This window comes from Microbacterium arborescens, assembly GCF_049707515.1.
GTDB classification, from domain to species: Bacteria; Actinomycetota; Actinomycetes; order Actinomycetales; family Microbacteriaceae; genus Microbacterium; species Microbacterium arborescens_B.
On record NZ_JBNAFI010000001.1, the window covers coordinates 475,738 to 498,221 of the forward strand.

The 22,484-nt window shown below is 70.9% G+C and carries 20 protein-coding genes; 13 read left to right on the forward strand and 7 right to left on the reverse strand.

Annotation, left to right across the window (positions count from 1 at the left end; all coding sequences use genetic code 11):
• The first annotated feature begins 73 nt into the window (after positions 1-73).
• The 3 genes from ACPYN5_RS02045 to ACPYN5_RS02055 all read left to right on the forward strand — a co-directional run bounded on the left by ACPYN5_RS02045 (position 74) and on the right by ACPYN5_RS02055 (position 3,464).
• Complete coding sequence (locus tag ACPYN5_RS02045) at positions 74-697, forward strand: SAF domain-containing protein (protein WP_424447318.1); 624 nt, start codon at positions 74-76, stop codon at positions 695-697.
• A gap of 268 nt (positions 698-965) precedes the next feature.
• Positions 966-1,961, forward strand: a complete 996-nt coding sequence (locus tag ACPYN5_RS02050) for a nucleotide-binding protein (RefSeq protein ID WP_424447319.1) — start codon at positions 966-968, stop codon at positions 1,959-1,961.
• A 9-nt stretch (positions 1,962-1,970) separates the two neighbouring features.
• Positions 1,971-3,464, forward strand: coding sequence for a sensor histidine kinase (locus ACPYN5_RS02055; protein WP_424447320.1), 1,494 nt, complete (start codon positions 1,971-1,973; stop codon positions 3,462-3,464).
• A gap of 67 nt (positions 3,465-3,531) precedes the next feature.
• On the opposite strand, the gene ACPYN5_RS02060 is transcribed toward ACPYN5_RS02055, so the two are convergent.
• Positions 3,532-3,780: a WhiB family transcriptional regulator gene (locus ACPYN5_RS02060; RefSeq protein WP_023955350.1), complete on the reverse strand. Its 249-nt coding sequence runs from the start codon at positions 3,778-3,780 to the stop codon at positions 3,532-3,534.
• Positions 3,781-4,001: 221 nt separating this feature from the next.
• Here ACPYN5_RS02060 and ACPYN5_RS02065 point away from each other — a divergent pair, with 221 nt between their 5' ends.
• Positions 4,002-4,388: a histidine kinase gene (locus ACPYN5_RS02065; RefSeq protein ID WP_424447321.1), complete on the forward strand. Its 387-nt coding sequence runs from the start codon at positions 4,002-4,004 to the stop codon at positions 4,386-4,388.
• Positions 4,389-4,460: 72 nt separating this feature from the next.
• On the opposite strand, the gene bcp is transcribed toward ACPYN5_RS02065, so the two are convergent.
• From bcp to aroA, 3 genes are read right to left on the reverse strand one after another with little or no spacing between them, the layout of a single operon-like run.
• Positions 4,461-4,928, reverse strand: coding sequence for a thioredoxin-dependent thiol peroxidase (bcp, locus tag ACPYN5_RS02070; protein WP_424447322.1), 468 nt, complete (start codon positions 4,926-4,928; stop codon positions 4,461-4,463).
• Complete coding sequence (gene rsgA / locus ACPYN5_RS02075; RefSeq protein WP_424447323.1) at positions 4,925-5,998, reverse strand: ribosome small subunit-dependent GTPase A; 1,074 nt, start codon at positions 5,996-5,998, stop codon at positions 4,925-4,927. The genes bcp and rsgA overlap by 4 nt, the downstream gene beginning before the upstream one ends.
• Complete coding sequence (gene aroA / locus ACPYN5_RS02080; protein ID WP_424447324.1) at positions 5,995-7,338, reverse strand: 3-phosphoshikimate 1-carboxyvinyltransferase; 1,344 nt, start codon at positions 7,336-7,338, stop codon at positions 5,995-5,997. The genes rsgA and aroA overlap by 4 nt, the downstream gene beginning before the upstream one ends.
• Before the next feature lie 108 nt (positions 7,339-7,446).
• On the opposite strand from aroA, the gene ACPYN5_RS02085 reads away from it, so the two are divergent.
• Together ACPYN5_RS02085 and ACPYN5_RS02090 are read left to right on the forward strand one after the other, a co-directional pair.
• Positions 7,447-8,040 (forward strand): sigma-70 family RNA polymerase sigma factor, encoded by a 594-nt coding sequence (locus ACPYN5_RS02085; RefSeq protein ID WP_424447672.1) that lies wholly within the window; start codon positions 7,447-7,449, stop codon positions 8,038-8,040.
• Complete coding sequence (locus ACPYN5_RS02090; protein ID WP_424447325.1) at positions 8,037-8,285, forward strand: zf-HC2 domain-containing protein; 249 nt, start codon at positions 8,037-8,039, stop codon at positions 8,283-8,285. Before ACPYN5_RS02085 ends, ACPYN5_RS02090 begins: the two co-directional genes overlap by 4 nt.
• A gap of 91 nt (positions 8,286-8,376) precedes the next feature.
• Here the strand turns inward: ACPYN5_RS02090 and ACPYN5_RS02095 are convergent, their stop codons facing one another.
• Entirely contained in the window at positions 8,377-12,096 is a 3,720-nt protein-coding gene (locus tag ACPYN5_RS02095; protein ID WP_424447326.1) for a multifunctional oxoglutarate decarboxylase/oxoglutarate dehydrogenase thiamine pyrophosphate-binding subunit/dihydrolipoyllysine-residue succinyltransferase subunit, read from the reverse strand.
• A gap of 220 nt (positions 12,097-12,316) precedes the next feature.
• On the opposite strand from ACPYN5_RS02095, the gene guaB1 reads away from it, so the two are divergent.
• The gene (guaB1, locus tag ACPYN5_RS02100; protein ID WP_424447327.1) at positions 12,317-13,774 is read left to right on the forward strand and encodes a GMP reductase; all 1,458 of its coding nucleotides are present in this window, start codon (positions 12,317-12,319) and stop codon (positions 13,772-13,774) included.
• 138 nt (positions 13,775-13,912) lie between these two features.
• On the opposite strand, the gene ACPYN5_RS02105 is transcribed toward guaB1, so the two are convergent.
• Complete coding sequence (locus tag ACPYN5_RS02105; protein WP_424447328.1) at positions 13,913-14,866, reverse strand: hypothetical protein; 954 nt, start codon at positions 14,864-14,866, stop codon at positions 13,913-13,915.
• A gap of 288 nt (positions 14,867-15,154) precedes the next feature.
• Here ACPYN5_RS02105 and ACPYN5_RS02110 point away from each other — a divergent pair, with 288 nt between their 5' ends.
• Both ACPYN5_RS02110 and ACPYN5_RS02115 read left to right on the forward strand, forming a co-directional pair.
• Entirely contained in the window at positions 15,155-16,537 is a 1,383-nt protein-coding gene (locus ACPYN5_RS02110) for a hemolysin family protein (protein ID WP_424447329.1), read from the forward strand.
• Positions 16,534-17,586: a hemolysin family protein gene (locus tag ACPYN5_RS02115; protein ID WP_424447330.1), complete on the forward strand. Its 1,053-nt coding sequence runs from the start codon at positions 16,534-16,536 to the stop codon at positions 17,584-17,586. Before ACPYN5_RS02110 ends, ACPYN5_RS02115 begins: the two co-directional genes overlap by 4 nt.
• Positions 17,587-17,671: 85 nt before the next feature.
• Here ACPYN5_RS02115 and ACPYN5_RS02120 read toward each other — a convergent pair whose 3' ends face one another.
• Positions 17,672-18,739: an NADH:flavin oxidoreductase/NADH oxidase gene (locus ACPYN5_RS02120; protein ID WP_424447331.1), complete on the reverse strand. Its 1,068-nt coding sequence runs from the start codon at positions 18,737-18,739 to the stop codon at positions 17,672-17,674.
• A gap of 35 nt (positions 18,740-18,774) precedes the next feature.
• On the opposite strand from ACPYN5_RS02120, the gene ACPYN5_RS02125 reads away from it, so the two are divergent.
• Genes ACPYN5_RS02125 through ACPYN5_RS02140 form a run of 4 tightly spaced genes read left to right on the forward strand, consistent with a single transcriptional unit; the run spans position 18,775 to position 22,480 of the window.
• Positions 18,775-19,623 (forward strand): ADP-dependent NAD(P)H-hydrate dehydratase, encoded by an 849-nt coding sequence (locus ACPYN5_RS02125; protein ID WP_424447332.1) that lies wholly within the window; start codon positions 18,775-18,777, stop codon positions 19,621-19,623.
• Positions 19,624-19,666: 43 nt separating this feature from the next.
• Positions 19,667-20,872, forward strand: a complete 1,206-nt coding sequence (locus ACPYN5_RS02130) for a glycosyltransferase 87 family protein (protein WP_424447333.1) — start codon at positions 19,667-19,669, stop codon at positions 20,870-20,872.
• Positions 20,873-20,885: 13 nt separating this feature from the next.
• Positions 20,886-21,227: a thiamine-binding protein gene (locus ACPYN5_RS02135; protein WP_424447334.1), complete on the forward strand. Its 342-nt coding sequence runs from the start codon at positions 20,886-20,888 to the stop codon at positions 21,225-21,227.
• Positions 21,224-22,480: an MFS transporter gene (locus ACPYN5_RS02140; protein ID WP_424447335.1), complete on the forward strand. Its 1,257-nt coding sequence runs from the start codon at positions 21,224-21,226 to the stop codon at positions 22,478-22,480. The genes ACPYN5_RS02135 and ACPYN5_RS02140 overlap by 4 nt, the downstream gene beginning before the upstream one ends.
• Positions 22,481-22,484: the final 4 nt, after the last annotated feature.

Genomic DNA, 22,484 nt, shown 5'->3' on the forward strand with positions numbered 1-22,484 from the left:
TCGTGCGCCCGGCCCTTGACAGCCCTGTGGACAATCGGCAGCGCCGTCGTCGCCGCTGGCAGACGATGAGCTTATGGTTGCAGGCTCTTCCTTTCGACGCCGGCTCCGTCGGGCCGATGCCCGCGTCGTCATCGGCGCTGTTCTCGTGCTGGGATCGATCGCGGGGGTGTGGTTCGTCGTGTCCGCAGCGCGGCAGACCACGCCGGTCCTCAGCGCCGCCCGCACGATCGTCGTTGGCGACGTGGTCGAGGCCGCGGATCTGCGTGTCGTCGACGTCGTGCTGGGCCCCGCCGACGACGTGTACGCGGCGCCGGGCGTTCTCGAACCCGGCGGCGTGGCGACGCGTACGATCCGATCGGGCGAACTCCTCCCGCGGGATGCCGTCGCCGCGCGGGAGGACGTCGATGCGACCACCGTCGTCGTGCAGACGACGAACGCCGTTCCCGGCTCGGTGACGGCGGGGACGAGCGTCGAGGTGTGGAGCGCCCCTCAGCGGGAACGGGGAGTCTTCGGCGATCCCGGCATCCTCGTGCCGGAGGCGACGGTTCGGGCACTGCAGAGCAGCGACGGCCTCATGGCCCAGCAGTCGGCGGCCGTCGAACTCGTGGTGCCGCGCGCGGACGTCGCCGCGCTGCTCGCCGCGATCAGTGCCGGCGACGCGATCTCGGTCGTCCCAACGTCGGCCGAGGCCCGCTGATGCGCGTCGTCGTCGCGCTCCCCGAGGCCGCCCGGTTCATCGAGCGACTGCGCGCCGGCGGATTCGTCGACGTGGCCGAGCTCGGTCCCGACGACGTGGTCGCGGCGGCGCACGGCCTCACCCCGACGGTCGGTGCATCCGTGAGCGATGCAGCGACGGCCAGGATGGCGGTGTCAAGCGCCGACGTGCTCGTGCTGGCGGCGTCGCGGTCGTGGCTCACCCGGGAGGTCGTCGAGCTCTGCGACCGCGCCGCCACGAGAATCGTGGCGTGGAGCCGAGCCCGGCCGAACGCCGAGCGGCGGAGACGCTCGGCGTCGCCGTCGTCGACGCAGGGACCGAGCCGTTGGACGCCGTGCGGGCCCTTCCCGACGCGGCGTCGGCCCGCCGATCGACGGATCGCGGACGAGTCATCGTCGTGTGGGGCGCGTCCGGGTCTCCCGGTCGCACGACCATGGCTATCGAGCTCGCGAGGGAGACCGCTCGCGACGGCCGCCGTGTCGCCCTCGCCGACGCCGACACCCACGCTCCCGCCTTGGCTCTCGCGCTGGGCGTTCCCGACGAGGGTCCGGGCATCGCGGCTGCGTGCCGGCGGGCCGCGCGCGGCGAGCTGACGCCTGCCGAGCTCGCGCAGATCGCGGAGCCCGCGGGCGCCTTCGACGTCCTCGCGGGGATCAACCGGACCAGCCGGTGGCCGGAGCTCGGGCTCGAGCGTGTCGCGCGCGTGCTCGAGGCCTGCCGCGACTGGGTCGACGATCTGTTCGTCGATGTCTCGGCGTCGCTCGAACGGGACGAGGAGATCGTCAGCGACCTCGAGGGGCCCAGACGAAACGCTGCGACGCTCAGCGCCCTCGCATCCGCCGACGTCGTCGTCGCCGTCGCGGCCGGCGACCCGATCGGGCTCTCGCGGTTCCTGCGCGCGTACCCCGATCTCCGGGCCGTCGTCGGCGCGGTTCCGGTGCACGTGGTCGTGAACAAGGTGCGGGGCGGGCCGCTCGGGATCGATCCGAGGGGCCAGATCCGCCGCAGCCTCGAGCGGTATGCGGGCATCGAGCGGTGCTGGTTCGTGCCCTGGGATCCTCGGGCGACGGATGCGGCGCTTCTGTCGGCACGTCCCGTGGGCGAGCGGAACGGGCGCGGTGCGATACCCGCGGCCGTCCGTCGAGTCGTGGGGGAGGCCGTATCGCCCCCTCCTCCCGCAGCCAGGGCGCCACTGCGGCGGCACCGCGCCACGGCGCGCAGCGCGGCCGGAGGATCGGCCCCCTAGTCTGGGATGGTGTCGACCCTCAGCGATCTCGTCCATGCCCAGGGCCTCTCCACCGACGCCGACGTCGAGTGGCTCCACCGTCTCGCCGGTGACGGACAGCTGCTGGCCGACCTCGCGTTCGCGGACATCGTGATCTGGGTCCCCACCGCCGATGATTCGTTCATCGCCGTGGCTCATACGCGCCCGGGCGGGGCGGCGACGCTCTTCTACCGCGACATCGTCGGCGACCGCGTTCGGCCGCAGTGGCGCACGCAGGTGAAGGATGCCTTCACGCAGGCGCGCATCGTCGACTCGGCCTCGCCCGACTGGTTCGAAGAGACCCCGACCCGCGTGCGTGCGGTTCCGATCGTGCGCGAGCGGGGCAGCGAAGGACGCGCGGCGCACGTCGTCGGCGTGCTGACCCGGCACACCAACCTCGGCGAGGCCCGCACGCCTTCGCGGCAGCAGATCACCTTCAACGATTGTGCCGACGACCTGTTCGGGATGGTCGCCTCAGCGGACTTCCCCGACCTCAACGCGCCGACGGCTCCGCGCCGGGGCGCGCCCCGCGCATCCGACGGATTGATCCGGCTCGACGTCGACGGCATGACGACCTTCGCCAGTCCCAACGCGCTGTCGGCCTTCAACCGCCTCGGCTTCGAGGACGAGCTCGAGGGGGAGCCGCTCATCGATGTCGCCACGGCGATCCTCCCCAGCAAGCGCGAGTTCGACGAGTCGCTGCCGATCGTGATGGCGGGCCGTGCGCCGTGGCGCGCCGACATCGAGGCGCGCGGCGTCACGGTCTCGCTGCGCACCATCCCGCTCCGCGACCACGGCACCCGCATCGGCGCGATCGTCCTGTGCCGCGACGTCAGCGAGATCCGGCACCAGGAGCAGGAGCTCATCACCAAGGACGCCACGATCCGCGAGATCCACCACCGGGTGAAGAACAATCTGCAGACCGTCGCGTCGCTGCTGCGGATCCAGGCGCGCCGGACGCATTCCGAGGAGGCGCGCGACGCCCTGACGCAGGCGATGCGGCGGGTATCGGCCATCGCCGTGGTGCACGACACCCTCTCGGAAGGTCTCGCGCAGAACGTCGACTTCGACGAGGTCTTCGCGCGCGTGCTTAAGCTCGTCGCGGAGGTCGCCGCCGCACCGAACACCCGCGCGCGCACGCGCTCGTCCGGTGAGTTCGGCACGCTGCCGAGCGAGTACGCCACGCCTCTCGCGCTCGCGCTGACCGAGCTCGTGACCAACGCGGTGGAGCACGGCCTGGCCGGAACCGAGGGCGACGTCGAGATCGTCGCCGAGCGTTCGGCTGAGCGGCTCGAGGTGAAGGTGCGCGATTCGGGCATCGGCCTGCCCGAGGGTCAGGTCGGCCGCGGTCTCGGTACGCAGATCGTCCGCACGCTCATCCAGGGTGAGCTCAGCGGCACGATCGACTGGCACACCCTCGTCGGCAACGGCACCGAGGTGACCATCGACATCCCGCTGCGCTGGATCGACCGCGACGCGGGGTGAACCCGGCGGGCGCGGCGGACACGCGAAACCGGTGCCGCGCGAGCGCGACACCGGTTCGTGAGGAAGATCAGGAGGCGCGGCGCGCGCGGGCTGCGCGGCGCTTCAGCGCGCGGCGCTCGTCCTCGGAGAGGCCACCCCAGACGCCCGAGTCCTGACCGGTCTCGAGGGCGTACTGCAGGCAGATCTCCGTGACGGTGCAGCGGGCGCAGACAGCCTTCGCCTTCTCGATCTGGTCGACGGCCGGGCCCGTGTTTCCCACGGGGAAGAAGAGTTCGGGGTCGACGGTCAGGCAGGCAGACTTGTCGCGCCAATCCATGTGGTGCTCCTTGGGGTGGTGATTCTGTCGGGCCGGACTCGGGTAGTCCGGTACCCTGGTTAAGTGTGCGAGCGGACGCTCGCCCCACTTCGCTGTGGGAGCACACGGCTTGATCTATCGTCCCATAGCCCGGACAGATGAATCAAGGGTGAACTGCGGATTTGCTCGCCGCCGGGCCGTGAACACCGGTATCGCGCGGCCTGGATCGAAGGTCGGACGCCATGGCATCCTCTGCTGTCGAACGCATCGCAGGAGCGGTTCTGGCCGCCGAGGCCGTCGCGTTGCTCGCGGTCGTTGGGTGGGAGCTCATCGCCCTGGTGGGCGGTGACACGGTCGACGTCGCGAGCTCTGTGGCCCTCATCGTGCTCACCGCTATCGCGGCGGTCGCGCTGGCAGCGTTCGCGGTCTCGGTGTGGCGCCGGGTCTCCTGGGGTCGTTCCGGCGGCATCGTCGCCCAGCTGCTCATCCTCGCCGTCGCCCTCGGGGCCGCGACCGGCCAGTACGCCGATCCCGGCACCGCCGTGCTGATCGCGGTACCGGGCGCGGTCGGCTTCGTGCTGCTGCTCGCTGCGACACGGCGCGCGGCGAGCGAGCGCGACGGGGCCTGAGCCGGGGCGCAGCCGCGCCGCGGCGAGGCCTGAGCCGGGCTCACCCGCGCCGCGGCGAGGCCTGAGCCGGGCTCAGCCCAGGCCGAGCAGCGAGCGGACGCGCGCGACGTGCCCCGTCGCCTTGACGTTGTAGAGCGCGTGCTCGATGCGGCCCTCGGCATCGATGACGAAGGTCGAGCGGATGACGCCCTCGACGGTCTTGCCGTAGTTCATCTTCTCGCCCCACGCGCCGTACGCCTCGTGGACGGCGCGGTCGGGGTCGCTGAGCAGCGGGTAGGTCAGCTGCTCCTGGTCGCGGAACCGCCGCAGCTTGGCCTGGTCGTCTCGGGAGATGCCGACGACCTCGATGCCTGCGGCACGAAGCGGCTCGACGCTGTCGCGGAAGTCGCAGGCCTCGCGGGTGCACCCGGGGGTCATGGCCGCCGGGTAGAAGAACACGACCGTGCGCCGGCCGCGCAGATCCGACAGCGACAGGGTCGCGCCGTCCTGGTCGTCGAGGGTGAATTCGGGTGCGGGGTCGCCCGCTTCCAGACGCGTCATGATTCCAGCCTAGAACGGCGGACGGCGGGGTCGACGCCGGCCGAGAAGGTCCCGAGCAGTCGCTGGAGCGAATCGAGCCGTGCCGGCCCGCGCTCGCCCAGCCGGCCCGCGGCGACGGCATCGGCGATCGCGCAGTCCGGGGCGTCGGGGAGGTGCGTGCACCCGCGCGGGCACTCCTCGGCGACCGCGGCCAGATCGGTGAAAGCGGCCAGGATGTTGGCGGGCTCGACGTGCCCGAGACCGAACGAACGCACGCCGGGGGTGTCGATGACCCAACCGCGTCCGGCGGGGCCGCGGTAGCGGAGCGACACCGTCGAGCTCGAGGTGTGCCTGCCGCGTCCGGTGACCTCGTTCACGTGACCGGTCGCCCGGGCGGCCGTCGGGACGAGGGCGTTCACGAGCGTCGACTTCCCGACTCCGGAGTGCCCGACGAACACCGTCGCGTGACCGACGAGCTTTGCGCCGAGCTCGTCCACCGGCATCCGGTCGCGTCCGCTCGTGAGCACTTCGAGGTCGTCGACGCCCTCGAAGTGGGCGAGGAACGTCGAGGGGTCGGCCAGATCGGTCTTGGTCACGACGAGCATCGGATGGATGCCGGCGTCGAGCGCTGCGATGAGATAGCGGTCGACCAGTCGTGGACGCGGCTCGGGGTCGGCCGCCGCGACGACGATGACCATCTGGTCCGCGTTCGCGACGACGATGCGCTCGACCTGGTCGGTGTCGTCGGCGCTCCGCCGCAGCAGCGTCGTGCGCGGCTCGATGCCGACGATGCGGCCGAGTGTGCCCTCGTCGCCCGTCACGTCTCCCACGACGCGCGCGCGGTCGCCGCTGACGATGGGCTGCTTGCGCAGCTCGCGGGCCCGGACGGCGAGGGTCGTGTGCTCGTCGTCGCCGTCTTCGTCGATGAGGACGGTGTAGCGCCCGCGGTCGACGCCGACGACGCGGGCGACCTGAGCATCGTTGTGCGCGGGTCGCCGCTTGGTGCGGGGCCGATTCGCCTTGGGGTTCGGACGCATGCGGATGTCGGACTCGTCGTAGTCCTCATCGTCGTCGTCGCCGAGCCAGCTCACTGGTCGGCCTGCGAGTCTGCGCCGAGCATCTCCGCCCACAGCTGCGGGAACTCCGGCATCGTCTTCGCGGTCGTGCCGATGTCGTCTACCTCGACCCCGGGCACGCGCAGGCCGATGATGGCCCCCGCAGTGGCCATGCGGTGGTCGTGGTGCGCCCGCCACAGACCGCCTCGCAGCGGTGCCGGGGTGATGCGGATGCCGTCTTCCAGCTCCTCCGCCTTGCCGCCCAGGGCCCGGAGGTTGCCGACGAGGGCCGCGATGCGGTCGGTCTCGTGACCACGGATGTGGCCGATGCCGTGCAGAGTGCTGGGGGAGTCGGCGAATGCCGCGAGCGCGAACAGGGAGGGGGTGAGCTCGCTCGCTGCGGAGAGGTCGAGGTCGACCCCGCGGATCTCGCCGGTCCCGGAGACCGACAGGACGCCGCTTCGCCGCGTGACGCGCGCCCCCATCTCCGTCAGGATGTCGACGAGCAAGGCCCCGGGCTGGGTCGAGTGCACCGGCCAGTGGGGGATCGTGACCCGGCCGCCGGTGAGGGCTGCTGCCGCGAGGAAGGGGGCGGCGTTGGACAGATCGGGCTCGATCGTGAGCTCTTTGCCGCGAAGCGGGCCGGCGGGGACGAGCCACTCGCGTTCGCTCGGACGCTCGACGTAGACACCGCGGTGGCCGAGGGCCTCGACAGTCATGTCGATGTGGGGCAGGCTCGGCAGTCGGTGACCGTCATGGATGAGGCGGAGGCCGACATCGAAGCGCGGTGCCGCGAGGAGCAGGCCCGAGACGAACTGACTCGAGGCGCTGGCATCGATCGTGACCTCGCCGCCGCGCACGTGACCGTGTCCGTGCACGAGGAAGGGGAGCGTCCACCGGCCGCCGTCGTCGATGTCGACGCCGAGCTCGCGGAGGCTCCTGATCATCTCCGCCATGGGGCGGTGGAGCGCGCTCTCGTGCGCCGTGACGGTGACCTCGCCGCGGGCGAGGCCCGCCAGCGGGGTGACGAAGCGCATGACGGTGCCCGCTTGACCGCAGTCGACGACCGCGTCGGCCGCCTCCGCGCCGAGGGGGGTCACGACGAGGTCCGGGCCGAAACGGCCTTCGCCGGGCACGGCCTCGATTTTGGCTCCGAGAGCCCGCAGGGCCTCGATCATCCGGGCGGAGTCGTCGGAATGCAACGGTGCGACGAGGCGCGACGGCGACTCGGCGAGGGCGGAGAGCACCAGCTCGCGGTTGGTCAGCGACTTGGATCCGGGGACCGCGACCTCGGCCCGGACGGGGCCGTCGGCGAGGGGAGCGCGCCACGGTGCGCCGTGGTCGGCGGGACGGGGGGAATACGCGGCGTGGCTCATGGGTTTCCACAGTATCGAACGCGTTCATCCTGTCGAGGAAGGGAGTCCATGATCGCACTCGCTGATCCCGTGATCACCCCGTGGGACGCCCACGTAGACTGGCCGCTGATGGAAGAGCAAGCGGTCACCGATCCGAGCGCCCAGTTCGAGGAGCAGGCGCTCCCGTTCATGGACCAGCTGTATGCCGCAGCCATGCGGATGACCCGGAACCCCGCCGACGCGGCCGACCTCGTCCAGGAGACGTTCGTCAAGGCTTTCGCGTCGTGGTCCTCGTTCACACAGGGCACCAATCTCAAGGCCTGGTTGTACCGGATCCTGACGAACACCTACATCAACACCTACCGCAAGAAGCAGCGGGAGCCCTACCAGGGCACCATCGACGACCTCGAGGACTGGCAGCTGGGCGGGGCGGAATCCACCACCGCGTCGAGCAGCCGATCCGCCGAGGCCGAAGCGATCGACCGCATGCCGGCATCCGTCGTCAAGGATGCCCTGCAGTCGATCCCCGAGGATTTCCGGTTGGCGGTGTACCTCGCCGACGTCGAGGGCTTCGCCTACCAGGAGATCGCCGACATCATGAAAACCCCGATCGGCACGGTCATGAGTCGTCTGCACCGAGGCAGACGACTGCTTCGTGACCTGCTGGCCGACTATGCGAAAGAGCGGGGCATCGCCACGCCCGCCACGAGGAGCAAGAAATGAGCGACTGCGGCTGCGAGAAGGCGCGACGCGACCTGGAAGAGTACCTGCGCGACGAGGTCTGCAAGACCGAGCACGCCGATATCCGCGAGCACTTGGAATCGTGCCCGGCATGCCGGGACGAGGCCCTGGTCTCGCGGACATTGACCGAGGTCGTGGCACGAGCGTGCCGTGAATCGGCTCCGGGAGAGCTGCGCGACCAGGTGCTCGCCCGGCTTCGCCAGGCCCAGGAGGCCGCGCACGCCTGAGCGCGACGCGCTGCGCACGATCTCCTGATCGCGACGGTGCAACGAGAGAGGGGGCGGACGTTCGACGTCCGCCCCCTCTCTCGTGTCCGGCTCAGAGGGTGAGCGCCTGCTCGATGAGCTTGGCCTGCTCGACCGCGTGGACCTTGGGCGACCCGGTGGCCGTGGATGCCGCGGCCGGACGGGTCACGCCGCGGACCGGACGCCCGTCGAGCTTGACCGACGCCTCGAGGGCGATGAAGGGCCAGGCCCCCTGGTTCTCGGGCTCGTCCTGGACCCACACGATCTCGGCATCCGGGTAGCCCGCCAGGACCGCCTTCAGCTCCTCGATCGGCGCCGGGTAGTACTGCTCGAGACGCACGAGGGCGATCGCGGGGTTCGGCTTCTTGTCGAGCTCCGACTTCAGGTCCCAGTGGATCTTGCCGGCGTGCAGCAGGACGCGCTTGACCGCACTCTTGTCGGTGATCGAGCTGTCGTCGATCACGGGCTCGAACTTGCCGTTCTGGAAGTCCGCGACCGGGCTCGTCGCACCCCGCAGGCGCAGCATCGCCTTCGGCGTGAACACGACCAGCGGGCGGCGGGGGCGGGCGTAAGCCTGACGACGCAGCAGGTGGAAGTACGACGCCGGAGTCGACGGACGTGCGACCGTCATGTTGTCCTGCGCGCACATCTGCAGATAGCGCTCGATGCGGGCCGACGAGTGATCCGGTCCCTGGCCCTCGTAGCCGTGGGGGAGCAGCAGAACCACGCCCGACTGCTGCGCCCACTTCTGCTCGGCCGACGAGATGAACTCGTCGATCACCGACTGCGCACCGTTGGCGAAGTCTCCGAACTGCGCTTCCCACAGCACGAGCGAGTCGGCGCGCTCAACCGAGTATCCGTACTCGAACGCCATCGCGGCGTACTCGCTCAGCAGCGAGTCGTAGACGTAGAAACGACCCTGGTTCTCCGACAGGTTCGCGAGCGGCAGCCACTCCTGGCCGTTGGAGCGGTCGTGCAGGACGGCATGGCGCTGCACGAACGTGCCGCGGCGGGCATCCTGACCGGCGAGGCGCACGTTCGTGCCCTCCATCAGCAGCGAGCCGAAGGCGAAGAGCTCACCCATCGCCCAGTCGATGTTGCCGTTGCGGCTCATGTCGTGGCGCTTGTCGAGGAGCTGCTTCAACTTGCCGTGAACCGTGAAGTTCTCGGGTGCGTTGACGAATGCATCGCCGATCTGCTGGATGACGTCCTCGCCGACACCGGTGGTCTCGGGCTCGCCGACGGCCTGGTCGACGGGTCCCGAGAGTCCGACCGGACCCGAGGCGCCGGTCTCGGCGGCGTGCGTCTCGGCGAAGGCGACTTCGAGTCGGTCCTGGAAGTCGCGCTTGGCCTGCTCGTACTCTTCCTCGGTGATGTCGCCGCGGCCGACGAGCGACTCGGTGTAGAGGCGTCGCACCGAACGCTTCGCCTCGATCAGGTTCGTCATGAGGGGCTGGGTCATCGAGGGGTCGTCACCCTCGTTGTGACCGCGACGGCGGTAGCAGACGAGGTCGATGACGACGTCGCGCTTGAACTCCTGGCGGTAGCGGAAGGCCAGCTGGGCCACGTGGACGACGGCCTCGGGGTCATCGCCGTTGACGTGGAAGATCGGCGCCTGGATGGTCTTGGCGACATCCGTCGCATAGACCGAGGTGCGCGCGTCGAGGGGGAGGGTCGTGAACCCGACCTGGTTGTTGACGACGACGTGCACGGTGCCGCCGGTGCGGTAGCCGCGCAGCTGCGACATCTGCAGCGTCTCGACGACGACGCCCTGGCCGGAGAAGGCCGCGTCGCCGTGGACGAGGATCGGCAGCCACGAGAACGATCCGATCGGGCCGCGGTCCTGCTTCGCGCGCACGATGCCCTCGAGGACTCCGTCGACGGTTTCGAGGTGCGACGGGTTGGCGGCGAGGTAGACCGGGAGCTCGTGGCCCTCGTCGCCGACGAAGGTCCCCTCGGTGCCGAGGTGGTACTTCACATCGCCGGATCCGCTCTTCGAGCCGATCGCGACCGAGCCCTCGAACTCGCGGAAGACCTGGCCGTACGTCTTGCCGGCGATGTTCGTCAGGACGTTGAGGCGGCCGCGGTGGGCCATGCCGATCGCAGCGCCCTCGAGGCCGGTGCGCGCCGCGCCCTGGAGGATCTCGTCGAGGAGCGGGATGAGCGACTCGCCGCCCTCGAGGCTGAACCGCTTCTGACCGACGAACTTCGTCTGGAGGAAGGTCTCGAACGCCTCGGCCTGGTTGAGCTTGCCGAGGACGCGCAGCTGCTCGTCGTGTCCGGGCTTCTGGTACTTGACCTCGACGTTGTCCTGGAACCACTTCCGCTGCTCGGGATCCTGGATGTGCATGTACTCGATGCCGATGGTGCGGCAGTACGAGTCGCGCAGGACGCCCAGGATCTCGCGGAGCTTCATCACGCGCTTGCTGCCGAAGCCGCCCGTGACGAACTCGCGGTCGAGGTCCCAGAAGGTCAGCCCGTGCTGCTCGATCTCGAGGTCGGGGTGCGTACGCTGGCGATACTCGAGCGGGTCGATGTCGGCCATGAGGTGACCGCGCACGCGGTAGGAGTTGATGAGCTCCTGCACGCGGGCAGTCTTGTCCACGCGCTCGGCCAGGTCGACGTTGATGTCGGTCGACCACTGGATCGGCGCGTACGGAATGCGCAGTGCGGCGAAGATCTCGTCGTAGAAGCCGTTCTTGCCGATCAGCAGCTCGTGGACGGTCTTGAGGAACTCGCCCGAGCCGGCTCCCTGGATGACGCGGTGGTCATAGGTGCTCGTGAGCGTGATGGTCTTGCCGATGCCCAGGTTGACGAGCGTCTTCTCGCTCGACCCCTGGAACTCGGCGGGGTAGTCGAGGGCGCCCGCGCCGATGATGCTGCCCTGGCCGCGCATGAGGCGGGGGACCGAATGCACCGTGCCGATGCCGCCGGGGTTGGTCAGCGAGATCGTGGTGCCCTGGAAGTCCGCCGCCGTCAGCTTGTTCTTCCGGGCGCGGCTGACCAGGTCTTCGTATGCGGAGAGGTACTCGGTGAAGGTGAGCGACTCGGCGCGCTTGATGCTCGGGACCATGAGCGCGCGAGTGCCGTCGGGCTTGGGCAGGTCGATCGCGATGCCGAGACCGACGTGCGCGTGCGCGATGACCGATGGCTTGCCGTCGACCTCGGCGTACGAGACGTTCTGGCTCGGGAAGGCCTTGAGGGCCTGGATGAGCGCCCAGCCGATGAGGTGCGTGAAGCTGATCTTGCCGCCGCGCGTGCGCGACATGTGGTTGTTGATGACGATGCGGTTGTCGATCATCAGCTTCGCGGGGATCGTGCGCACGCTGGTCGCGGTGGGTACCGTGAGCGAGTCGTCCATGTTGGCGGCGAGCGTCTTCGGCATGCCGCGGAGCGGGGTGACGACGTCCTCGCGCTGCTCGACCTCGGCGGCGGGCGCGGTGGGCGCCTGTGCCGGAACGGGCTGAGCCGCAGCAGGGCGGGCCGTGGTGCGAGCCACCGGCTGCGAACCGACCGTCGGCACGGGAGCCGTCACCGGGTGCGCCGTCGTCGCCGCCGGGGTGGCCGCGGACTGAGCGGGAGCGGGCTGAGCGGCAGGTGCGGCCGGCTCGGCGGCTGCGCGCCCCCCGGCGTCGCCCAGGTGCGAGGCGTAGGCCTCGAGGGTCGGCCACCACTCCTTGTCCACCGAGTTCTTGTCTTCGCGGAACTGTTCGTACAGTTCAGCGACGAGCCATTCGTTCGCTCCGAACTCTCCGTCGTTCGAGGTTCCGGTTCCGGTCGCCTGGCTGGACACGGCAGATCGCCTGCTTTCATCGGTGAAGTTCAGTTCTCACGGCGGTCGTCCGCCGCCGCGCACAGTCTCCTAGGGTAGCCCAGATCACCGGAGCGAATGCCGTATCCGCGGCCGTGGTACCGCATCGTGATCCCGTCCGTTCGGCGGTGGCGCGCAGCGCCCTCGGTCGCCGGCGGGGCTTCCCGGCCGGCTGTCCGGTGGGCGGCGTAGCGTAGGAGACATGCGTTTCTCCGGTGCCGAGCCCACGGTCGACCTGACGTACTCCGACGTCTTCCTCGTGCCCCGCCGCTCGGCGATCACGAGCCGCCTCGACGTCGACCTCGCACCCGGCGACGGCACGGCCGCGACGCTGCCGATCGTGTCGGCGAACATGAATTCCGTCACGGGCCCGCGCCTCGCCGCGACGCTCGCCCGTCGCGGCGGACTCGGCGTGCTGCCCCAGGACATGCCGCTTCAGGATCTCGACGCCGCCATCCGGTGGGTGAAGGATCAGCCGGTCGCCTGGGACACCCCCATCGTGCTCTCGCCGGATGCGACCGTGGCCGAGGCATCCCGCATCCTGCCCGCCCTCGACGGCCACGGCATCGTCGTCGCAGATCCGGCGGCGCCGTCGCTGCGCATCGACGACATCACGGGCATCGTCCCGGCGCGTCGGCTCGCGACGGCGCTTCCCGACGCGCGGCTGGGCGATCTCGTCCGCGATCGCGCGACCGCGATCGACGCGGACGACGTGACCGACGCGCGCGCCGCCTTCGACCTCATCGACGCGGCCGACGTACCGGTCGTCGCGATGCTGCATCAGGGCGCGCTCGTCGGCACCCTCTCGCGGCGGAGCGCCCTGCGCACGGCGATCTACCGGCCCGCTGTCGACGGCGACGGCCGCCTCATCGTCGCGGCGGCGATCGGCATCAACGGCGACGCGGCGGCCAAGGCGCGCGCGCTCGCGGCGGCGGGGGTCGACGTTCTGGTCGTCGACACGGCGCACGGTCATCAGGAAGGCATGCTCCGCGCGCTGCGCGAGGTCGCCGCCCTCGACCTCGGGCTTCCGATCGTGGCCGGGAACATCGTCACGGCCGACGGCGTCGCCGACCTCGTCGAGGCGGGGGCGACGATCCTCAAGGTCGGGGTGGGGCCGGGCGCCATGTGCACGACGCGCATGATGACCGCCGTCGGGCGGCCGCAGTTCTCGGCCGTGCTCGAGACGGCGCAGGCAGCCGCCGAGCGCGGCGCGCACGTGTGGGCCGACGGCGGGGTCCGCTACCCGCGTGATGTGGCTCTGGCGCTGGCGGCGGGTGCGGCATCCGTCATGATCGGGTCGTGGTTCGCCGGCACGATCGAGTCGCCCGGCGAGGTTCAGGTCGATGACGACGGCCGGGTGTTCAAGGAGTCGTGGGGCATGGCCTCGACGAAGGCCGTCGTCGGCCGATTCGGACGGCTCGACGCCTATGAACGAGCGCGCAAGGAGCTGTTCGCCGAGGGCATCTCGTCGTCGCGGATCTACCTCGACCCGCTGCGTCCGGGCGTGGAGGACCTGCTCGACATGATCACCTCGGGCGTCCGCTCGTCGTTCACCTACGCGGGGGCGGCGTCGGTCGCCGAGTTCCACGACCGGGCGACGGTGGGTCTCCAGTCGGCCGCCGGGTACGAAGAGGGCAAGGCGCTCCCCGTCAGCTGGTAGGGCTCGCCGCCAGCGCGGGCGCGGGCGCGGGTGCGGGCCTGCTCAGCTGTGCTTGAGGCGCAGTCCGTGAGGTTGCGCGCGGTTCGTCCTGCGGCCGGTGGTCGAAAGTGCGCCGGATGGCCGCGCCGTGCGCTCGGGTCAGCGCCCGGGACGCGGGCGGGCCGAGGGGAGGCCGTCGGCGCGCAGGATGTCGTACAGCAGCCGGGGGCTTCGCAGGTGCGGCGTGCGCCACCGTGAGAGCGCCCGGACCTGGCGCCGCAGCGCGTCGCCCCGATCCTTCTCGGCGAGGAGCGCCTGCTCGGGTGTGCGTCCCCGCCGCATCGCCGGATCGAGGTACTTGCCGGTGCCGTCGAATTCGCCGATGTGCTCATAGTCGGGCCACCAGAAGTCGGCGAACGCCTCGCGTCCGTCCGGCAGGATGAAGCGCTGTTGCAGCGTCGGTGCGGGAAAGCCGAGCCGGTGGATCAGAACGCGGCTCTCCGATTCGCGGACGCTGTCCGAGAGGCCGGTGGCGAACTCGCTCACGGCGGCGACCCGGGCGTGGGCGCGGCCGCCGTATCGGGATGCCGCCGCTGCGAGCTCGTGTCGCGTGCACAGCGCACCGCTCGGGCGCCGCTGCCACAGGGGCTGGTCGGCGGCGACCACCCCGCCGACGAACGGCAGGATCGAGGCGAGGTCGACGGCCGTGCGCGCGGGCGTCGTGAGGAGATGATCGCCCCACGGCATCACCTCGTCGGCGTCCAGCGGACGACGATGGCGGCGGATGACGCCGGACGAGCCCGCAGACGTGTCCGTGGTGACGTCGATCGTTCGCGGCCACGAGTCGATCAAATCGATGCCGAGCACGGCGGCGGCCGCGTGATGCGAGAAGACGGTGCCCGGGCGCAAGCGGGCCGCCGCCTCCCACGCGCGCTGGGCGTGCGCATCGCGCGGGGTCAGCGTCGCCCAGGCCTCGGATGCGGCATACGAGCCGCGCGCTATCGGAGTGGCGGCCACGGTTCGGCGCGCCCGATCGAGCAGCCGCGCGGTGGCCTCGTCCGTCTCGCGCCGCCGGACGACGACAGCCAGCGGTGGTCGGATCACCCAGCTCATGCGGGAAGCCTGCCCGGGTGGGGAGGCGCGGTGCGAGCAGCATCCCTCACCGTGCACTCCGGCATCCCAGGACGTCCGGGGGAGGAACCGATGCGAGGCGCACTTCTCGAGGTCAAGCGCGGCTCGAAACGCGCCGGACACCCCGAAGTGCGACCCAGCCGAGCGGACGGAGAGCGAAGCGGAGCCGCTCCGGCGCGCCGGAGCGCGTAAGATCGGGCGCACGATGGACGACCCTCCCAGTTGCCGACCCTCGCCCCGCCGACCCCGACAGATCGGGGGTGACGCCTGATGGACTTCGTCATGCTGGGCGTGGGGCTCCTGCTGACCGTCGGCACCGGTCTGTTCGTGGCGAGTGAGTTCGCCCTCGTCAACCTCGATCGCGCAGATCTCGAGGCGCGCCAGGCGGCGGGGGAGTCGCGGCTGGCGATGACGATCGCGGCGCTGCGCATCACCTCGACGCATCTCTCGAGCGCGCAGCTCGGCATCACCCTGACCACGCTGCTGACCGGTTACACGATGGAACCGGCCATCTCGAACCTGCTGACGCCCGCCTTCGAGACGTGGGGATGGCCCGACACCATCTCGCGCCCGGTCGCGGCGGTGGTCGGCGTCTCGATCGCCACGGTGTTCTCGATGATCGTCGGCGAGCTCGTCCCCAAGAACTTCGCGCTCGCGATCCCGCGTCAGACCGCGAAGCTCGTGATCCCGTTCCAGACCCTCTTCACCACGGTGTTCCGCCCGGCGGTCACGCTGCTCAACGGCAGCGCCAACGGGGTGCTCCGCTCGATGGGCGTCGAGCCCAAGGAGGAGCTGTCGGGCGCCCGGTCCGCCGAGGAGCTGTCGAGTCTCGTCCGCCGGTCCGCGAGCGCGGGCGTGCTCGAGAAGGACACCGCATCGCTCCTCGACCGATCGCTGACCTTCGCCCGGCTGACGACCGCCGACGTCATGACGCCGCGTCCGAGCCTGCACGCCGTCGCCGCCGGTGACAGCGTCGAGGACGTCATCCAGCTCGCTCGGCGGACGGGTCACAGCCGGTTCCCCGTGTACGGCGACTCGATGGATGACATCACCGGCATCGTCCACGTCAAGCAGGCCGTCAGCGTGCCGCGCGAGCGCCGAGCGGACGTCCCCGCCGCCGCGATCGCCGAAGAGCCGCTGCGGGTTCCCGAGGCGGTGCACCTGGATGCCGTGCTGAGCGAGCTGCGCGCCCGCGGGTATCAGATGGCGATCGTGGTCGACGAGTACGGCGGGACTGCCGGAGTCGTCACCCTCGAGGACCTCGTGGAGGAGATCGTCGGTGAGGTGCTCGACGAGCACGATCGCAACCGTGCGGGCGTCCTTCGCGTCGCGGGTGGCATCGTCTTCCCCGCCGAGCTGCGTCCCGACGAGGTGCTCGACCGCACCGGCATCCGCGTGCCCGAGGGCGACGTCTACGACACCGTCGGCGGCTTCGTCATGAGCGTGCTCGAGCGGATCCCGGTGGTCGGCGACACCGTCGACATCGAGGACGGAACGATCACGGTGCAGCGCATGGACGGACGCCGGGTCGACCGGGTGCGGTTCGAACCGACCCTCGCACCCGAGACCGCTCCGACCGAGTCCGCTCCGGCCGAGTCCGCGCTCGAACCCATGCGAACGGCGAAACGACCCGAGAACGGGGGGCTCCGATGAGCGATTGGGCGGGACTGGCCTGGCTCGTCGTGCTGCTGGTCTTCAACGCGTTCTTCGTCGCGAGCGAGTTCGCCGTCATCTCCGCGCGACGCTCGCAGATCGAGCCCCTGGCGGACAAGGGGTCGCGTTCGGCGAAGACCGCGCTGTGGGCGATGGAGCACGCGACGCTCATGCTCGCGACCTGCCAGCTCGGCATCACGATCTGCTCGCTCCTGATCCTGAACGTGTCGGAGCCGGCGATCCACCACCTCCTGGCGGTGCCGCTCGGACTCACCGGGTGGGGCGAGGCGGTCGTCGACGTCATCGCCTTCGCCGTCGCGCTCCTGGTCGTGTCGTACCTGCACGTCGTGTTCGGCGAGATGGTCCCGAAGAACCTCGCGTTCTCGCTGCCCGACCGGGCGGTCCTGCTGCTGGCGACGCCGCTGCGATGGGTGTCGCGACTGTTCTACCCGGTCATCGTCGCGCTGAACTGGATCGCCAACCACGCGGTGCGGCTCTTCCGCGTGGAGCCGAAGGACGAGGCGACCTCGACCTACACGCTGGACGAGGTCGCCACGATCGTCGCGACGTCCCGCATCGAGGGCGTTCTCGACGACGCCTCCGGCACGGTCGCAGCCGTCGTGGAGTTCACCGACAAGAAGGCGGCGGATGTCGCGGTGCCCCTGACCGAACTGGTCACCCTGCCCGAGTCGGCCACTCCCGAGGACGTCGAGCGCGCCGTATCGCGGCACGGCTTCTCGCGGTACGTCATCGTCGACGACGCCGATCAGCCGGTCGGGTACGTGCACCTGAAGGACGTGCTGCGCGAGGCCGAGGACGACGGTGATGCCGCATCCCGTCCGATCAAGGCCAAGCGCATCCACCTGATGGTGCCGGTCGCCGAGACCACCGACCTCGAAGACGCTCTCGCGCTCATGCGCCGCTCGAGCCGTCACCTGGCTCAGGTGCGGGATACGGAGGGTCGCACGACCGCGGTGCTGTTCCTCGAGGACATCATCGAGGAGCTCATCGGCGAGGTGCACGACGCCACCCGCCGCGCCCCGCGCTGAGCCCGTCGAACGACGACGCCGCCGCACCCGGTGAATCGGGATGCGGCGGCGTCGCGTTTCCGCCCTGGCGCGACAGCCGATGCGGTCAGCGGCGCCGAGCGCGCACGTACTGCGGCGGCCACAGCGAGCTGTCCTCGCCGAGCTCGTCGGCCGCGCGGAGGCCGAAGTGCGGGTCGCGCAGCCATTCCCGGCCCGCCATGATCGCGTCGGCGTCGCCCGCGGCGAGGATCTCCTCGGCCTGCGTCCCCGTCGTGATCTCGCCGACGGCGCTGACCGGCAGACCGGTGGCGCTGCGGACCTCGCTCGCGAACGGCACCTGATAGCCGGGTCCGGTCGTGATGCGCTGGTGTGCGACGAGCCCGCCGCTCGAGACGTCGATCAGGTCGGCGCCGCGCTGGTGCGCCCAGGTCGACACCGTCGCCGTCTCGGCGACATCCCATCCGCCCTCGGCCCAGTCGGTGGCCGAGAAGCGGACCAGCAGCGGCGCGTCGGGGGCGGCGGCACGCACCGCCTCGACGATGCGCAGCAGCAGCCGTGCGCGGTTCTCGAGAGACCCGCCGTACTCGTCGGTGCGCTGATTGGACAGCGGCGAGAGGAACTCGTGCAGCAGATAGCCGTGCGCGGCGTGGATCTCGAGCACGTCGAAGCCCGCCTCGAGCGATCGCCGCGCTCCGTCGGCGAAAGCCGTCACGAGCGCATCGATCTCCGCGGCATCGAGCTCATCGGGCCGGGCGTACCCGTCGAACGCCACGGCCGAGGGCGCGAGGGACTGCCATCCGCCTTCGGCCGCCGGCACCGTTCCGCGCTCGAGGGCGAACGGCGAGTACGTCGACGCCTTACGGCCGGCGTGGGCGAGCTGGATGGCCGCCGCAGCGCCACGGTGGTGGATCGCCGTCACGATGGGACGCCAGGCATCCCGCTGCTCGTCGTTCCAGATGCCGGTGTCGTCGGGGGTGATGCGTCCCTCGGGTACGACCGCGGTCGCCTCGGCCATGACGAGCCCGGCGCCGCCCGAGGCGAACTGGGCGAGGTGGACCAAATGCCAGTCGTTGGGGATGCCGTCCCGCGCGGAGTACTGGCACATGGGCGCGACCCAAAGGCGATTGCGCACCTCGAGGGTGCGGACGGTCAGGGGGCTGAACAACTGGCTCACGCCGGGCTCCTTCGGGGCGCCGATAGGGTGGCGCCATGGTCGAGATCCACGAATGGGATGCGCGCGACACGGTCGCGCTCCTGCGCGAGCCAACTGCCGACGACCACAAGTATTCCCGGGGCGTCCTCGGGGTGCGAACCGGATCGCAGGAGTATCCGGGAGCCGCCGTCCTCGGCGTCGAAGCGGCCTGGCGCACGGGGCTCGGCATGGTGCGATACCTCGGCCCCGACCGGCCGGCCGACCTCGCGCTCCAGCGGCGGCCCGAGACGGTCACCGCGCCGGGACGCGTGCAGGCCTGGCTGATCGGATCGGGCACGGATGCCGCGACCCGCCCCGCGGCCGAGACGGCGCGTCTGAGCGAGCTCCTGCAGGGGGAGGTGCCGGTGGTCGTCGATGCCGGTGCCCTCGACCTCGTGCCCGGCGCGAGCGCTCCGCTCGTGGTCACTCCGCACCGGAGCGAGCACGCGCGCCTGCGCGGCCTGCTCGGGCTCGACGACGCCGAACCCACGTCGCTCGTGGAGCGCGTCGCCTCGGCTCGGGAGACGGCCGCCGTCGCGCGGATCACGGTGCTCCTGAAGGGCGCCGAGACGGTCGTCGCGGCACCCGACGGCTGGAGCACCGTCGTCCGCGCCGGCACCGGCTGGCTCGCGACCGCGGGAACGGGCGATGTGCTCGGCGGCATCCTGGGCGCGATCGTCGCGGCGCGGGGAGCACAGCACGACCTGGATGCCGCGGCTCTCGCGCCGCTCGCCGCAGCCGCGGCCTACGTGCACGGCCACGCGGCGCGGAGCGCCGGCCCGGGGCCGATCACGGCGCTCGACGTGGCCGAGGCGGTCCCGGCGGTCATCGCCACCCTGCTCGCGGGCGGCGACCCCGCCCGCTGAGCCCGCCCGGAACACCGCGGCTCGCTCGCCATAGGATGTGACGGTGTCGAGACGGGGAACGCTGTGGGTCGCGTTCGCGGTGGTTCACCTCGTCGTGTCGGTGCTCGGATTCGTGCTCCCGAACCAGCCGATGGGCGATGTCTACCTCGTCTACGAACCCTGGTCGCAGCGAGCCCTCGCCGGTGAGGGCATCGTCGGGATCGACGAGGACTGGGTCTACCCTCAGCTCGCCCTTCTCCCGCTCGTCCTCGCCCACGGCTTCGCCTGGGTCGCCGGTTACACGGTGGCCTGGGCGATCCTCGTCGCGGTCCTGGATGCCGTCGCGTTCGCCGCGCTCGTCGGGCGTGCGCGCTCGCGCGGCCGCGTGACAGCGGCATGGTTCTGGCTCGCTGCGATCCTCCTCCTCGGTCCTGTCGGGCTCTACCGGCTCGACGCCGTCACGGTCGCGCTCGCCGTCATGGGCTGTCTGTGGCTCCGGGGGAGGCCGTGGTTGGCCGGCATCCTGCTGTCGGTCGCGACCTGGATCAAGGTCTGGCCGGCTGCGATCATCGCGGCGGCGGTCATCGCGCTCCGGCGCCGATCGGCCCTCGTCGGCGCCGGTCTCGCCGTCTCCGCTCTCACCCTTGCGGCTGTGGCCGCCGCCGGCGGTATCGAGCACGCGTTCGGATTCGTCGGGGACCAGACCGGCAGAGGCTTGCAGGTCGAGGCCCCCGTCAGCACGTACTACCTCTGGGGACAGATGCTCGGGATGCCCGGGTTCTTCGTCTACTACTCGACGGAGATCCTCACCTTCCAGGTCACGGGCGCCGACATCGACCCGGTCATCGCCGCGATGACTCCCGTGCTCGCTCTCGGCGTCGGGGGCGTCGCCATCGTCGCGTCGCTCAAGGCGCGGCGCGGCGCGGCCGTGAAGGATCTGCTGCCGGTGGCCGCGCTGACGATCGTCGTCGTCTTCATCGCGCTCAACAAAGTCGGATCGCCCCAGTACCTGTGCTGGCTCGTCCCGCCGGTCGTGCTGGGGCTCGTCCTCGCCCGGCGGGCGTGGGTTCGTCCGGCGATGCTCGTCCTCGTGCTCTGCGCCCTCACTCAGCTCGTGTACCCGCTGCTGTACGGCCAGGTCCTGGCGGCACACCCGCTCGGTGTCGGCGTGCTGACCGTGCGGAACGCCCTCCTCGTCGTCCTCGGCGTCTGGATGGTGGTGCGCCTCGTGCGCGTGCCGGTCCGGGCGTCCCCGTCCATCCCCGCCTGATCCGGAGGTCACCATGCTCATCGCCTTCTCCGTCGCCCCCAGCGGCACCGGCCGTGCCGACGGTTCGGTGCACGACGCGGTCGCCGCAGCCGTCGCCGTCGTCCGCGCATCCGGCCTTCCGCACCGCACCACGTCGATGTTCACCGAGGTCGAGGGCGAGTGGGACGAGGTGATGGATGTCGTCAAGCGGGCCACGGAGGCCGTGATGCCGTTCGGCTCGCGCGTCTCGCTCGTGCTCAAGGCCGACATCCGCCCGGGGTACAGCGGCGAGCTCGACGCCAAGATCGACCGCCTCGAGGGCGCTCTCGAATCGATTCGACACGAGGGGGACGGCGCGGCTACGCTCCCGGAGTGACGACACCCGCCATTCCTCGCTCGAACGCCCGCTGGGCTCTGTTCTCGCTGGCGATCGGCAGCTTCGGGATCGGCATGACGGAGTTCGTCGTGATGGGCCTCCTGCCCGAGATCGCCGGCGAGCTGATGCCCGGCGTGTATGCGACCGATCCCGAGGCGGCCATCGCGCAGGCGGGATTGCTCATCACGCTCTATGCGGCCGGTGTCGTCGTGGGCGCGCCGACGATCGCCGGTGTCGTGGCGAAGTATCCCCGGCACCGGGTGATGGTCTTCCTCGCCCTCGCGCTGACGGTCTTCAACGGCCTGACCCTCGTGCTGCCCTCCTTCGAGCTCGTGGCCGTCTCGCGCTTCCTCGCCGGCCTGCCCCACGGCGCCTACTTCGGGATCGGCGCGCTCGTCGCAGCCGACGTGCTCGGGCCGGGCAAACGCGCGCAGGGCGTGGCGTTCGTGCTGACGGGGCTGACGATCGCCAACGTCGTGGGCGTCCCGCTCGGCACGTTCCTCGGGCAGCAGTTCGGTTGGCGCGCGGCCTTCCTCGTCGTCGCCGCGATCTTCGCGACCGCGACGATCGCGATCGCTCTGACGGTTCCGCATCACGCGGGCGAGCCCTCGCGGACCCTTCGCGCCGAGCTGCGCGTCTTCGGCATCGGACAGGTGTGGTTCGCCCTCGGCATCGGCGCGATCGGCTTCGGCGGATTCTTCGCGGTCTACAGCTACGTCGCCACCCTCGTCACCGAGGTGGCGGGCTCGCCGCAGTGGGCCGTGCCGATCGTGCTCGTGGTCGCGGGCCTCGGGATGACGGCCGGAAACCTCGTTGGCGGCAGGTTCGCCGACCGCGACCTGCGGCGGAGCCTCATCGGCGGACTGGTGGCTCTGGCGCTCGTGCAGGTGCTCCTCGCGCTGACGGCGGGCTGGATTGTGACCGTCGCGGTGTTCGTCTTCCTCGTCGGGTTCTTCTCCGCGGCGCTCAGCCCCACTATCCAGACGCGCCTGATGGATGTCGCCGGCGACAACCAATCGATCGCCGCGGCGCTCAACCACTCGGCGCTCAACATGGGCAACGCCCTCGGAGCGGCCCTCGGCGGCGCGGTCATCGCCGCAGGGCTGGGATATGTCGCACCGGTCTGGGTCGGCGTCGTGCTCGCGCTCGGCGGGCTCGTGGTGGCCGCGGCGAGCTTCGTCGCCGAGGAACGTGCACGGCGGCAGGCACCGGTTCAGGACCGGTCATCGGATTCCGCGACGCCGGCGCGCTGAAGCG